Consider the following 11,854-nt stretch of genomic DNA (forward strand, 5'->3'; position numbering starts at 1 on the left):
GCTCAGGCTCGCTCGCGTGGGTGGTTCCCGCGCAGGAACTGTTCGACCGCGGACTCCGCGAGTCCGTCGAGCAGTTCCGGGCCGACCAGGCCGCTGTTGATGAGTGAGGCGATGCCGTGCATCGTCGCGAACAACACGAATCCGATCGCCTCGGGTGGACCTTGTTCGAGCTCGCCCTGCGATTGCCCTTGCGCGATAAGCTGATTCATCAGCTCAAATGGCGCTTCGGCTGCCTTGGCGATTCCATCTGCGCCCGGCCGTCGCGTGCTCGTGTACATCAGATCCAGTAGCGCCGCGTTCTCGGCGGCGAAGCGGGTGTACGCGGTCACGGTGGCTCGTACGCGTGCGGGAAATTCCGCCCCGGCCAACGAGAGTGCGGTGCGCAACGCTGAATCCAGTTGCGCGAAGCCACGTTCGGCCAGGGCGTCGAGCAGAGCCTGACGATCCGGGAAATGCCGGCGCGGCGCGGTATGGCTGACGCCGACCTCCCGGACCAGATCCCGCAGAGTCAGCTGATCCACCCCACGCTCGCGCAGGCCGCGCTCGGCGGCGTCGAGGAGTGCGGAACGCAGGTTCCCGTGGTGGTAGGGCCGTTCATCGGCTGCTGCTGGCACGGCGTCCACCATAGCCGAGCAATGTTTCCGTGGACAACATTATTTCCCGTGTCTACATTGTTTCTCATGGAAACATTTACCGCCTCGGGCGTTCCCGCCATGACCGGTCAGACCATCGTGATCACCGGAGCGAACAGCGGGATAGGCCGCGTCACCGCCCGGGTGCTGGCCGCCGCCGGTGCGCGGGTCGTGCTCGCGGTCCGCGACCTCGAGAAGGGGCGCGCGGCTGCCGCCGAGATGGCCGGCCGCGTCGAAGTCAGGCAACTCGACCTCGCCGATCTGTCCACGATCCGTAGGTTCGCGACCGAGTTCTCCGAACCCATCGACATACTGGTCAATAACGCGGGAGTCATGACCCCGCCCTTCTCCCGCACCGCGGATGGCTTCGAGATGCAGTTCGGCACCAACCACCTCGGGCATTTCGCACTCACGAACCTGCTGCTGCCGCGGATCCGGCAGCGGGTCGTCACCGTCTCGTCGAACGGCCATCGCATGGGCACCATCGATTTCGACGACCTCGGCTCCGAATGCAAGCCCTACCGGGCCATGCGCGCCTACGCCCAATCCAAACTCGCCAACCTGCTGTTCACCGCGGAGCTGCAACGCCGACTCACCGACGCGGGTTCACCGGTGCTCGCGATCGCCGCACACCCCGGTATGGCGACCACCAATCTGCTCAGATTCGACGGCCGGGGGCGCATGCGCTACCTGGTACAGAAGGCGGTCACCGAACGCCTCGCCCAGAGTGAGGAGGACGGCGCACTGCCCACGCTGTACGCGGCCGTGGCCGATATCCCGGGCAACAGCTACGTCGGTCCCAGCGGCTTCCTACAGCGCAGCGGCGCACCGAAACTCGTCAACCGCTCGGCGAGAGCGCTCGACACCGATACCGCGCGACGACTGTGGGAGGTCTCCGAGGAGTTGACCGGGGTCACCTTTCCCAGTGCGCACCTTGCCTCGAATCCCGCTCTGCCACAACAATGATCACGACCGGCATGGCTCCGATTCGCGGACCGCGGACTCTGACACCACAGGAGCGCGCGGTCGCCGAGCTCGCGGCACAGGGTATGACCAACAAGCAGATCGGTGACCAGCTATTCCGCTCTGCCCGAACGGTTTCCACCCACCTGCACCATGTCTTCCACAAGCTCGGCATCACCCGGCGGGGCGCTTTGCGCGATGCGTTGCTCGCACACAGTTCGTCCCTCTAGCTTCGGCCCCGCGTGGCCATGAGCGCGGTGACGATGCCCAGGGCGGTCAGGACGGTGATGCCGATGGTCATCAGGCGGGCCGAGTCGACGGGAGTGGTGTCGCCGAGGCGGATGAGGGTGCCCGCGATGGCCGAGGTGACGGTGTAGGAGATCAGCTGGGTGGTGTTGAGGGCGGCGGCGGCCTTCGCGCCTTCGGCCGGATCGTCGGTGCTGCTCATCGCGGCCACGCTCAGGTGAGGGAAGGCCAGGCCGATGCCCGCGCCCGCCAGGAAGAGCGCCACGGCCCAGATGATCATGCGCGGCGTGGACGCGCCGTCGGTTTGCAGGAGCCCGTAAGCGATCAGGCCGCCGGTGAGCAGCAGCGGTGCGAGACGGATCGCGCGGCGGGCGGCGGAGGGGGCGAAACTGACGCTGAAGATCTGGGCGACGACCCAGCCGACTGAGAGGGCGGCGCCCAGCAGGCCCGCGATCAGGGGTGAGAGGCCGCCGAGTTCTTGGCCGAACAGGGGGATGAAGTTCTCGGTCATCACGCCCGCGCACAGGGCCGCGACGGTGAGGTAGATCCACTTGAGCGAATTGCCTTGTGCGTACGTGAGTTTCGGCAGCACGCTCGCCCCGCCCCGTCGCTCGGCGACGAAGAACGCGGCGATCAGCGCCACACCCACGCCGAGTGCGATCGCGGTGGGCGCACCGGTCGACACCGCGGAGCTGAGGCTGAACGCGGTGGCCGCCAAGGTGAGCAGGGCCAGCGACAGTACCGGGACGGGAGCCTGATCGGCGGTGGAACCGCCACCGCGCGGCAGCGCCCATCGAGTCAGTCCGGCCAGCACGATCGCGACGGCCATCAGCAACACATACGCCCAGCGCCACGCACCGAACTCGGCGAACAGCCCGCCCGAGGCCGGTCCGATGAGCGTCCCGACACCCCACATCGCCGACATCAAACCGGCGGCGCGAGCCCAGAGATGTTGCGGCAGAGCGGTTCTGATGACGGCATAGCCGAGACCCGCCAGTAACCCGCCACCGAACCCCTGAATCACCCGGCCCACCAGGAGCAATTCCATGGTCGGGCTTGCCGCGTTGATCACGGCGCCGACCGCGAACACCAGGAACCCGGTCAGATACGCGCTCGCACCGCCCCACGATCCGAGGATTCGGCTCACCAGCATCGACGCGATGACCGCCGCCATGAGGAATCCCGTTGCGACCCAGGCGTAATAGCGGTCGCCACCGATATCGTCCACGATCGACGGCAGCAGCGCGGCGGTGAAATACAGATTCATCGCGTACAGCGCGACGCCGCCCGCCAGGATCGACACCACCACGGCATGGCGGCCGGAGAACAGCTCCGACCAACTGCCGACGCCGTTCGCGGGCGGCTCCGGCGATCGATCCTCCGGCTGGTTTGTGCTCTGCACGCTGGCATTCAAGGAATTTCGCGTCACGACAGCTACGCTAGAACTTCAAGTTATATTGAAGTCAAGCGAGAGCGTGCCGCGTGAAACGAACTCCGACCGATCTGCTGACCATCGGTGATCTCGCCGAACGCGCGGGCGTCGCCACTTCGGCCATACGCTTCTACGAGGATCAGGGATTGATCACTTCGATCCGCACCTCGGGCAATCAGCGCCGGTATCCCCGCCACGTGCTGCGGCGGCTGTCCCTCGTGCTGTTCGCCAAACGCCTGGGCATCCCCTTGGCCGAAGTCGCCGAGGCTTTCGCGACCCTGCCCGAGGACCACATGCCGAGCAAGCGCGACTGGGATCGCATTTCGCGGCGCTGGAGCGATCACCTCGAAGCCCGTCGCCGTGAACTCGAACGCCTCCAGCACGAACTCACCGACTGCATCGGCTGCGGCTGCCTATCCCTGCGTCGCTGCTACGTGCTGAATCCTGCCGACAGCCTCGCCGAACAGGGCGCGGGGCCACAGCGGCTGCTGCACCCCGATATGGTCACACCGGCAATCGGAGACTCCGAGACAGCGGGACGTGCGGAACGGAAACAGCGATGAGCGAAGCGAGTTCGACCATGCAGTCCGCGGCGGGAACTCGCCTCAATCGCAAGGGGCGCGAGACACGCCAGCGGCTGCTCGACATCGCCATCGTATGCCTCGGTGACGGGTCCGGAGAACCGTTGTCGGCCAATCGGATTGCTCGTGAAGCCGGAGTCAGCTGGGGCACCCTGAAGCATCAGTTCGGCGATATCGACGGCCTGTGGGCCGCGGTGCTCACCGAATTGACCGATCGCAGCGGCGCGAACAGCCCCGAGATCTGGCCGCAGGTCACCGGATCGATCCGCGAGCGGGTCTGGGAGATGGTCGATGCCATCTGGACCATCCTGGATTCCCCCGAAGGGCGCGCGGTCGAGGCATTGCGCGCGGGCCTGCCCAACGCGCAGGACGAGCGGCTCGAGGTCTTCCCCCTGACCACCGCGGCGATGGCCGGGTACGAAAACGCCTGGCTCCGGGCATTCGAATACTTTCTGGCCGACCTGCCCCTGGATGCGGACAAGGTGCATCGGGTCCAAGCCCTGATTCCGATGGCCATACGCGGGATCAATAACGAGCGCAGGCTCGCCTCCCCCGCCGAACTGACCGACGCGCGCCACTGCCTCGTCGATGCGATGTCGCTCTACCTGCAATAACCCATATTCTTTGAGAACCCTCGTTGACAATTGCGGAGGGGAGGTCCAGTCTTACCTCCACCCTTAGCAATTCAGTCAGGAGTGATCCATGTCTCCGTCTCCCGATGATCAGGGCATGCGGCTGCAGCGCAGCAGCCGCGACCCCGCCGCCCTGATCCCGCGCCTCACCGAATGGCTGGCGACCCAGCTGCCCGATGGGGCCGATCCGACGCTCACGCTCGGGTCCGGCATCGACAGCAACGGGATGTCCGCGGAGACTTTGACCCTGACGCTGACCTGGCGCGAAGCCGGGGACACGCAGGTCGCCGAACTGATCGCCCGGGTGGTCCCGGCTCCCGGCGACTTCCCGGTGTACGAAAACTACAGCCTGCCTGACCAATTCGATGTCATGCGCATCGTCGCCGAGACCAGCGACGTCCGTGTCCCACGGGTGCGGTTCCTCGAACCCACCGGCGAGGTGCTCGGCACTCCGTTTCTGCTGATGGACCGGGTCGACGGGCAGGTGCCGCCCGACGTCATGCCCTACACCTTCGGCGGCAACTGGCTCTTCGAGGCCGACCCGGAGCAGCAGCGCCGTGTGCAGGAAAGCACCGTCGAGACGCTCGCTCAGCTGCACGCGATTCCGGACGCGGCAACGACTTTCGCGTTCCTGGACCCGGAGCAGCCCGGTGCCACCGTGCTCGAACGCAACCTCAACCGGGCTCGGGCGTGGTACGAGTTCGCGGCCCGCGATATCGGTCCGTCGCCGTTGGTGGAGCGAATCCTGAAGTGGCTCAGCGCCAATCTCCCCGAGCCCTCGACCTACGAGACCGTGCTCTCCTGGGGCGACGCACGCCTGGGCAACCTCATGTACCGGGACTTCGCCCCGGTCGCGGTGCTCGATTGGGAGATGGCGACCATCGGCCCGCGCGAGCTCGACGTGGCGTGGATCGTGTTCGGGCATCGCGTCTTTCACGCGATCGCGAACAACTTCGGCTTCCCCGGCATGCCGGAATTCATGCGCGAAGACGAGGTGCTCGCCAGCTACGCCGCGCACTCCGGCGTGGAGCTGGGCGACCTGACCTGGTACACGATGTTCGCCGCCCTGAACTACAGCGTGGTCTTCATGCGCGCCGGTGGACGCCAGATCCATTTCGGTGAGATGGAACGCCCCGAGGACATCGAAGTACTGCTGCATCACCGGGCGCTCGTCGAAGAGCTGCTCGCCGAACTCGGCGCTTGAGAACCAAGCCGAAAATTACTGGGAAAGAACCACTCTCGTGACTGATCAACTGAACGAACTCGCCTACTACTGCATTACCCGCCACCCCGCCGACGCCCGCGTGCTGCTGCCCGAGGCGCGCGACGCCGAACGCCTCGGACTCGGCTCGTGCATGATCGGCGAGCGCATGACCGTCAAGGACTCCGCGGTGCTGTCCGGCGGCCTCGCCGGATGCACCACCGACCTCGGAATCGCCGCTGCGGCAACCAATCACCACACCCGGCACCCGATGGTGACCGCGACCATCGGCTCCACCATGCAGGCGATGACCGAAGGCCGATACGCCATGGCGTTCGGCCGCGGCATGGCGGCGAACTGGAAGGCGATCGGCCTGCCTCCGGTCACCGAGGCGCAACTGCGCGATTTCGTCGGCATTCTGCGCCGCCTCTGGGACGGCGAAACCATCATCAATCACGATGGGCCCGCGGGTAAATGGCCCGTTCTCTACCACCAGAACGGCCTCGACGAAGCGCCTCCGATCGGCTTCGTCGCCGTGGGACCCAAGACCCTCGAACTCGCCGGGGAGATCGGCGACTTCGTCGTACTGCACACCTTCTTCTCCGACGAGGCGACCGCGAATTCCGTTGCGGCAGTGCGGCGTGGCGCCGAGCGCGCGGGCAAGGACCCCGACAGCGTCCGGATCTGGTCCTGCCTGGCGACCGCGAGCGATGCCCTCTCCGAAGCGGATCAGCTGCGTCGCCGCACCGGCCGGCTGGTGACCTACCTGCAGGCGTACGCCGACATCCTGATCAGCGCCAACGGCTGGGATCCGCAGGTGTGGGAGCGAATTCGCGCCACGCAGCTGTTCCAGGACGCCGCGGCGGCGGGCCCCATCGACGCCTCCGCCTCGGTCGAGGTGCTCGAGCAATTCGACGCTCTCATCCCCGACGAATGGCTGGACTCGGCCGCCTATGGCACTCCCGAGCAGTGCGTGCGCAAGATCTCGCGCGAATACGATCTCGGCTGTCACTCGGTGATCATGCACGGCGCGAGCCCGCACGAACTCGAATCGGTGGTCGACGAATACCGCGCCAACCGCCCCACCCTGCGCCGCGCCGTGGCGGCGAACCCGGGCAAGTTCGCCTAAGGAGCCACCTGCGTCCAGCGCTGAGCACGATGCCCGTGCTCAGCGCCCGCGAGTGTTCACCGGCGATATCGGGCCCCGAATGAAACAATCTTCGCGGCACCGATGAATTTCGGATGGCTCCGCCGTCGATACCTCCGAATGCACCGGCAGCGGTGCATCAGGAGCGAGTGTTCCGGACAGCGATCCGGACCGGCGAGCAGGAGACGCAGTGAGCGGTATCAAGGTGTTGGTGGCGGGCGCGAGCATCGCGGGTCCCGCGCTGGCCCATTGGCTGCACCGGCGCGGGGCCGAGGTGACCGTGGTGGAGCGGGCTCCCGAGTTGCGACCCGGCGGTCAGGCGGTGGACGCGCGCGGGGTGACCAAGGAGGTCATCCGGCGGATGGGTCTGGACGAAGCGGTGCGCGCGGCGCGCACCGAGACCGCCGGCGCCCACAACGTGGACGCGGAAGGTCAAGTGCTGGAGACCTTTCGGGCCGATGACGACGGCGGCGACGGCTACATTTCCGAGATCGAGATTCTGCGCGGTGACCTGTCCCGAGTGATCTACGACGACACCCGAGAGGGCGTCGAGTACATCTTCGGTGACCGCATCGCCGAACTCACCCAGGACGCCGACGGGGTCGACGTGGTCTTCGACGGCGGCGACAAGCGCCGATTCGACTTCGTGGTCGGCGCGGACGGCCTGCATTCCTCGTTGCGGTCGATGGTTTTCGGCCCGCACGAGAAGTTCATCCGTCACCTCGGAATGGCGCTGGCCTTCTACACCGTGCCCAATGAATTCGGACTGGACCGCTTCCTGATCGACTACCAGGAGTCCGGTCGCTCGGCGGGCCTGCGGCCCATTCCCGATCCCACCCACGCGATGGCCATGTTCTCCTTCCCCATCACCGAATTCGATGTCGACTACCGCGATATCGACGCCCAAAAGCGCCTGCTGCGCGAGCGGATGACCGGAATGGGCTGGCAGGCCGCGGGAATCCTCGCCCACCTTGACGACACCCCCGACTTCTACCTCGACCAGGTAGCCCAGGTGGTGATGGACCGCTGGTCCAACGGCCGAGTGGTCCTGCTCGGCGACGCCGCGTTCAGCTCCTCCCCGATGTCCGGCCAGGGCACCGGCCTCGCTTTGGTCGGCGCGTACCTCCTGGCCGGAGAACTTGCCGCCGCCGACTGGAACCCCGAAGCCGGATTCGCCGCCTACGAAAAGTCAATGCGCTCCTTCGTCGAAGCCAACCAGGAAATCGGCCGCCAGCACGCGGCCAGCATCCTCAATCCCCCGCCGCCCGCCGAACCGGGTGCCGAACCCGAATGGGATATGGACCTGATCAACCGCGCGATCAACGGCGTCGACCTCCCCGACTACCAGGGCGTCCCGGACTCCCGCGCCTCGGCCGTCTGAGCTTCTGCTGCTCCGGTGAGCCGGTGTCTCGAAAATTGAATGGGCAGTAGACATTCGAACCCGGTTGGCCGGTGACGGACGGGGCACCTCACCGACCTACCGGGCGTCGCGGCCTACGAAGTCGAAGGATCCGCCGTCGATGCCCCAGGAGACGACGCGTTCGGGGAGGATGCGGATGACCGCGCGCTCCTGGTGCGGGGACGGCGGCTCCTGGTCGTCGAGTGCTTGGGCGGTGCCGCGTACCTCGATGCCGCGGATTACGTACGGGTCCAGGGATACCTGCTGGTCTACGACGAAGGAAACTCGGCTGCCTGCCTCGACATTGCGGTATTTGCGGCTGCCGCGCATTTGCATGCCGCCGATATCGATGGTGCCGTCGGTGTTCACGCGGTAGCCGGTCGGGTTGTTCTGCACGACTCCGTCCGGGGATACCGTTGCCAGACGGCCGATTCCGGCCTCGGCGAGGAACTGCTGCTCGTTGCTGGTGAAGGTCATGTCAGGTGCTCCTCGGTGCGTCGAATCGATGAGTTCTAGCGTTGCTAGAAGCTGGAGCAACGGTAGCATCGGCGCGCCAGCTTGTCTAGCGCTGCTAGATTTTCGAGGTGCGCCTGCCCTATTCGGCCGAATGAACGCGAACCCCGTTGTGGCCGATACATCCTGGGACACGTTCCGCAATCGATTGCGAGGTCCCATGAACAGCACATCCGTGATCGCGGCCGAAGCCGCACGTGCCCTGGCGATTCGCTCGGTGCACATCATGTCCGATGGTGAGCGCGCCGATTTCGACGCGATCATCCATCCGGAGGCGACCAATCGGGAAGCCAAAGCCGAGCCGCCCGCTGCCCGTGGACGCGGGCCCGCCGCGTATTTCGCCACGGCACTCTGGTTGCGCGCCGCCTACGCGGATCTGCGCCACACCATTGAGGATGCGGTCGTGGAGGGCGATCTGGTGGCGGTGCACACCATCATGCACGGGCGGCACGTCGGACCATTCGTGGCCTATGGCGAGGATGGCCGGATCGATCAGGTATTCCCGCCCACCGGCCGGAGTTTCGCTGTCACACAGTCACATTGGCTGCGCATCGCGGATGGCAAGGTGATCGAACACTGGGCCAACCGCGACGATCTCGGACAGGCGCTCCAGCTGAGCTGGGTGCCACCGACCCCGGCCTATCTGCTGCGGATGGCGCGGGCCAAGCGAAAGGCGCAGCGGGAGAACGGGGTTCGCTAGCCGATCGGGTCTCAGTCGCGCCAGTAGTTGTTCGCGGCGGCGATGGTCTGAAACTCCACCGCGACCACGTGTCCGGCGGCGATGAGGCTGTCGGGGTTGGCGGAGTAGATCGGGCGGCCCTCTTTGAGCCTGTCCAGATCGGGCTGGATGTTGTGGATGGTGTGGCGTGCCAGGGTCAGCGCGAGGGCTCGGCCCTCCTCGGGGGTCGCGGTGATGAGGGTGCCGCCGGGAACCAAGACCAGTTCGGATGCGGGCAGGGCTGTCATGAGGACTCCTTCGATCATGCGGGCTGAATGCGAGGAATGGGAGTCGCGCTGGGACGGAGCGGGCTGGTGGCCGAGAAGCTGCCCGGTCAAATGCTACGCGGAGGTGTGCCGCGCGCACGGCCACGACATGGCCGCCGATATCGCTCGCCCCCGGCCCGACTACCGCTCACGGTCGGGCCGCTTAATGTATGAACGTGTTCATTGCTGATGTGGGAGCGTTCGCGGCGGGGCCGGGCCCCGACGGCCAGACCCTGTGGTCTGCGCAGGGGCCGGTGGTCAGTGCCCTCTACCCGAATCCGGTCGAGGTGAATATCCTTCTCGGCGAACGGGAATCGGTGGATGAGGAGCTCATCGCCGAGGTGATTCGCGATATCGACGGATACCTGTTGGCCGGTCTGCGATTTCTGCATGCGGCGCTGATGGCCGATGCGACCGCATTCGGGCTGGATGCGATTGCGGTGGAAAGGTTTCGGGAGTTCGACCCGTCGACGTTCCCGGTTGATCTGCCGCAGTTGAACTTCTACGCCGACGGTGAATGGCTGCTCCGGTTCGCCGAGGGCGCACTGCCGATCTGCGATCCCTACGGCGTCGGTGTCACGTTCGAAGCCACCGAACCGGTACGGCTCGAGGACCTGCGCACCTATTGCTGATCGTCGACGCCGGGGTCCGGATTCGAGGGGGTGGACAGGGCGATTCCGGTCCAGCCGGTGAGTACCTCGAGCACCTGTTCGCGATCGACCATCATCTCCGAAGTGCGTGCCTGCCAATCCTTCTCGCGTACCGAGCGATCGGCGATCAAGCGCTTTTCGGTATCGCGGAACTGGGCGGCCGTAGCCCAATCCTCGGCCTCGACGGCGGCGAACTTACCCTCGAGCGCAGCGGCGATTCCATCGTCGAATTCGCGCAGGTCCGGCAGATCGGCGATGCGGGCGCGCGCGGCGGCTTCGTCGATCAGAGCGATCGCCTTCTCCGGAAGCTTTCGCGCACTGACGAATTGGTGGGACACGGTGACGGCCGTGGTCACTGCCGCGTCGGTGATGGTCACACCGTGATGGGACTGGTACGCCTTGCGCAGCCCGCGCACCATGTCGATGGCCTGATCGATAGTCGGTTCGGCGATTTGGATCGGCTGAACTCGGTGGCGCAGAGTGGGATTGGCCGCGATGAGCGCGTCATAGCCGTCCGGGGTGGTCGCGCCGATGAACCGCAGTCCACGCCGGGAGATCCTGGATCGCATGGCTTCGGCCAGATACATTGCGGTCGGGCTCGAATAGCTCTCACCCGCACCGATCAGCGTGTGCAGGTCATCGAGGAACACAATGACGTCGCCGCGCCCGGCGATTTCCTCGAAGACCGGTTCCAGCCGTGCCTCCACCTCATCACGGTCACGGCTGCCGACGACGAGGGAATCCAGCTCGAGAGTGTATATCTGGCCGCGCGCCAGGCTTTTCGGGACCGGCCCGGCAACCATTGCCCGCGCGAGGCCCTCGACAACCGAGGTCTTGCCGACGCCGGGTTCCCCGATCACCATCGGATAGGGCCTGGCGCGTCGCAGCAGAGCGCACATCAGCTCGCGGATTTCGTCGTCACGACCGATGACGGGCTCGAGTCGATTCGCCTCCCCGGTCAGATTGCGGCCGAACCGTTCCAGCGGAGACTTCTGCGCCCATGTCGGTGCGGTCGATCTCGGACCGGTTCCGCTGTAGGCGGTGAGCAGCCACCGGATCCATGCGCGCACCCGCTCCAGATCGGCACCGAGCCGCACCAGCACCTGCGCCGCGACGCTATCGCCCTCGCGGACCAAACCCAGCAGGATCGTCTCGCTGCCCACGTACTCCAGCCCGATCCGCCGCCCCTCCTCGAGCGCCAACTCCAGCGCTCTCGTCGCACCCGCGGTGCGGGGTAACTCGACCAGCGGCGGCCCCGGCTCACCCCGCCCGATGATCGCATCGACCTGCGTGCGCAGATCCACGAGCGAAATATCAAGCCCTTCGAGCGTTTTCGCACCGATGCCGTCGCCGTCATCGATCAGACCCAGCAGCAGATGTTCACAACCGACCTGGTCGTGCCCGCGCACCCTGGCCTCCGCCGTGGCGAAATCGACGATGCGCCGGGCGCGCTCGGTGAAGGTCTCTGACATAC

Annotated in this window: 14 protein-coding genes; 9 read left to right on the forward strand and 5 right to left on the reverse strand. The window is 66.2% G+C overall.

The window, feature by feature from the left end:
- Positions 1 to 2: 2 nt before the first annotated feature.
- A complete protein-coding gene (locus ACFC0O_RS16460) occupies positions 3 to 614 on the reverse strand; it encodes a TetR/AcrR family transcriptional regulator (RefSeq protein WP_375958536.1) in 612 nt (203 codons plus the stop codon).
- A 66-nt stretch (positions 615 to 680) separates the two neighbouring features.
- Here ACFC0O_RS16460 and ACFC0O_RS16465 point away from each other — a divergent pair, with 66 nt between their 5' ends.
- A complete protein-coding gene (locus tag ACFC0O_RS16465; protein ID WP_375958538.1) occupies positions 681 to 1,598 on the forward strand; it encodes an oxidoreductase in 918 nt (305 codons plus the stop codon).
- A gap of 11 nt (positions 1,599 to 1,609) precedes the next feature.
- Positions 1,610 to 1,825 (forward strand): helix-turn-helix transcriptional regulator, encoded by a 216-nt coding sequence (locus tag ACFC0O_RS16470; protein ID WP_375958540.1) that lies wholly within the window; start codon positions 1,610 to 1,612, stop codon positions 1,823 to 1,825.
- Here the strand turns inward: ACFC0O_RS16470 and ACFC0O_RS16475 are convergent.
- Entirely contained in the window at positions 1,822 to 3,270 is a 1,449-nt protein-coding gene (locus ACFC0O_RS16475; RefSeq protein ID WP_375958542.1) for an MFS transporter, read from the reverse strand. The two genes, ACFC0O_RS16470 and ACFC0O_RS16475, sit on opposite strands and share 4 nt — an antisense overlap.
- A 53-nt stretch (positions 3,271 to 3,323) precedes the next feature.
- Here ACFC0O_RS16475 and soxR point away from each other — a divergent pair, with 53 nt between their 5' ends.
- The 5 genes from soxR to ACFC0O_RS16500 all read left to right on the forward strand — a co-directional run bounded on the left by soxR (position 3,324) and on the right by ACFC0O_RS16500 (position 8,215).
- Positions 3,324 to 3,836 carry a redox-sensitive transcriptional activator SoxR gene (gene soxR, locus ACFC0O_RS16480; protein ID WP_375958544.1) on the forward strand — a complete coding sequence of 171 codons (513 nt, stop codon included), beginning with the start codon at positions 3,324 to 3,326 and terminating at the stop codon, positions 3,834 to 3,836.
- Complete coding sequence (locus ACFC0O_RS16485; protein WP_375958546.1) at positions 3,833 to 4,468, forward strand: TetR/AcrR family transcriptional regulator; 636 nt, start codon at positions 3,833 to 3,835, stop codon at positions 4,466 to 4,468. Before soxR ends, ACFC0O_RS16485 begins: the two co-directional genes overlap by 4 nt.
- A gap of 88 nt (positions 4,469 to 4,556) precedes the next feature.
- The gene (locus tag ACFC0O_RS16490) at positions 4,557 to 5,690 is read left to right on the forward strand and encodes a phosphotransferase family protein (RefSeq protein WP_375958548.1); all 1,134 of its coding nucleotides are present in this window, start codon (positions 4,557 to 4,559) and stop codon (positions 5,688 to 5,690) included.
- 37 nt (positions 5,691 to 5,727) lie between these two features.
- Positions 5,728 to 6,816 (forward strand): TIGR03857 family LLM class F420-dependent oxidoreductase, encoded by a 1,089-nt coding sequence (locus tag ACFC0O_RS16495; RefSeq protein ID WP_375958550.1) that lies wholly within the window; start codon positions 5,728 to 5,730, stop codon positions 6,814 to 6,816.
- 208 nt (positions 6,817 to 7,024) lie between these two features.
- Entirely contained in the window at positions 7,025 to 8,215 is a 1,191-nt protein-coding gene (locus ACFC0O_RS16500; RefSeq protein ID WP_375958552.1) for an FAD-dependent monooxygenase, read from the forward strand.
- A 96-nt stretch (positions 8,216 to 8,311) separates the two neighbouring features.
- On the opposite strand, the gene ACFC0O_RS16505 is transcribed toward ACFC0O_RS16500, so the two are convergent.
- Positions 8,312 to 8,710: a PPOX class F420-dependent oxidoreductase gene (locus ACFC0O_RS16505; RefSeq protein WP_375958554.1), complete on the reverse strand. Its 399-nt coding sequence runs from the start codon at positions 8,708 to 8,710 to the stop codon at positions 8,312 to 8,314.
- A 196-nt stretch (positions 8,711 to 8,906) separates the two neighbouring features.
- Here ACFC0O_RS16505 and ACFC0O_RS16510 point away from each other — a divergent pair, with 196 nt between their 5' ends.
- Positions 8,907 to 9,446 (forward strand): ester cyclase, encoded by a 540-nt coding sequence (locus ACFC0O_RS16510; RefSeq protein WP_375958556.1) that lies wholly within the window; start codon positions 8,907 to 8,909, stop codon positions 9,444 to 9,446.
- A gap of 11 nt (positions 9,447 to 9,457) precedes the next feature.
- On the opposite strand, the gene ACFC0O_RS16515 is transcribed toward ACFC0O_RS16510, so the two are convergent.
- Complete coding sequence (locus tag ACFC0O_RS16515) at positions 9,458 to 9,712, reverse strand: hexameric tyrosine-coordinated heme protein (RefSeq protein WP_375958558.1); 255 nt, start codon at positions 9,710 to 9,712, stop codon at positions 9,458 to 9,460.
- A 194-nt stretch (positions 9,713 to 9,906) separates the two neighbouring features.
- Here ACFC0O_RS16515 and ACFC0O_RS16520 point away from each other — a divergent pair, with 194 nt between their 5' ends.
- Positions 9,907 to 10,362, forward strand: coding sequence for a hypothetical protein (locus ACFC0O_RS16520; RefSeq protein ID WP_375958560.1), 456 nt, complete (start codon positions 9,907 to 9,909; stop codon positions 10,360 to 10,362).
- On the opposite strand, the gene ACFC0O_RS16525 is transcribed toward ACFC0O_RS16520, so the two are convergent.
- On the reverse strand, positions 10,353 to 11,852 hold the full coding sequence (locus ACFC0O_RS16525; RefSeq protein ID WP_375958562.1) for a Clp protease N-terminal domain-containing protein: 1,500 nt from the start codon (positions 11,850 to 11,852) through the stop codon (positions 10,353 to 10,355). The genes ACFC0O_RS16520 and ACFC0O_RS16525 overlap by 10 nt on opposite strands.
- Positions 11,853 to 11,854: the final 2 nt, after the last annotated feature.

This window comes from Nocardia sp. NPDC056100, from assembly GCF_042266325.1.
In the GTDB taxonomy this organism is placed as follows: domain Bacteria; phylum Actinomycetota; class Actinomycetes; order Mycobacteriales; family Mycobacteriaceae; genus Nocardia.

Bases quoted from the DNA above. Each gene is read 5' to 3' on its own strand.
- ACFC0O_RS16465 (WP_375958538.1), top strand. From the start codon at position 681: ATGGAAACATTTACCGCCTCGGGCGTTCCCGCCATGACCGGTCAGACC.
- ACFC0O_RS16470 (WP_375958540.1), top strand. From the start codon at position 1,610: ATGGCTCCGATTCGCGGACCGCGGACTCTGACACCACAGGAGCGCGCG.
- ACFC0O_RS16490 (WP_375958548.1), top strand. From the start codon at position 4,557: ATGTCTCCGTCTCCCGATGATCAGGGCATGCGGCTGCAGCGCAGCAGC.
- ACFC0O_RS16510 (WP_375958556.1), top strand. From the start codon at position 8,907: ATGAACAGCACATCCGTGATCGCGGCCGAAGCCGCACGTGCCCTGGCG.
- ACFC0O_RS16525 (WP_375958562.1), bottom strand. From the start codon at position 11,852: ATGTCAGAGACCTTCACCGAGCGCGCCCGGCGCATCGTCGATTTCGCC.
- ACFC0O_RS16505 (WP_375958554.1), bottom strand. From the start codon at position 8,710: ATGACCTTCACCAGCAACGAGCAGCAGTTCCTCGCCGAGGCCGGAATC.
- ACFC0O_RS16515 (WP_375958558.1), bottom strand. From the start codon at position 9,712: ATGACAGCCCTGCCCGCATCCGAACTGGTCTTGGTTCCCGGCGGCACC.
- ACFC0O_RS16485 (WP_375958546.1), top strand. From the start codon at position 3,833: ATGAGCGAAGCGAGTTCGACCATGCAGTCCGCGGCGGGAACTCGCCTC.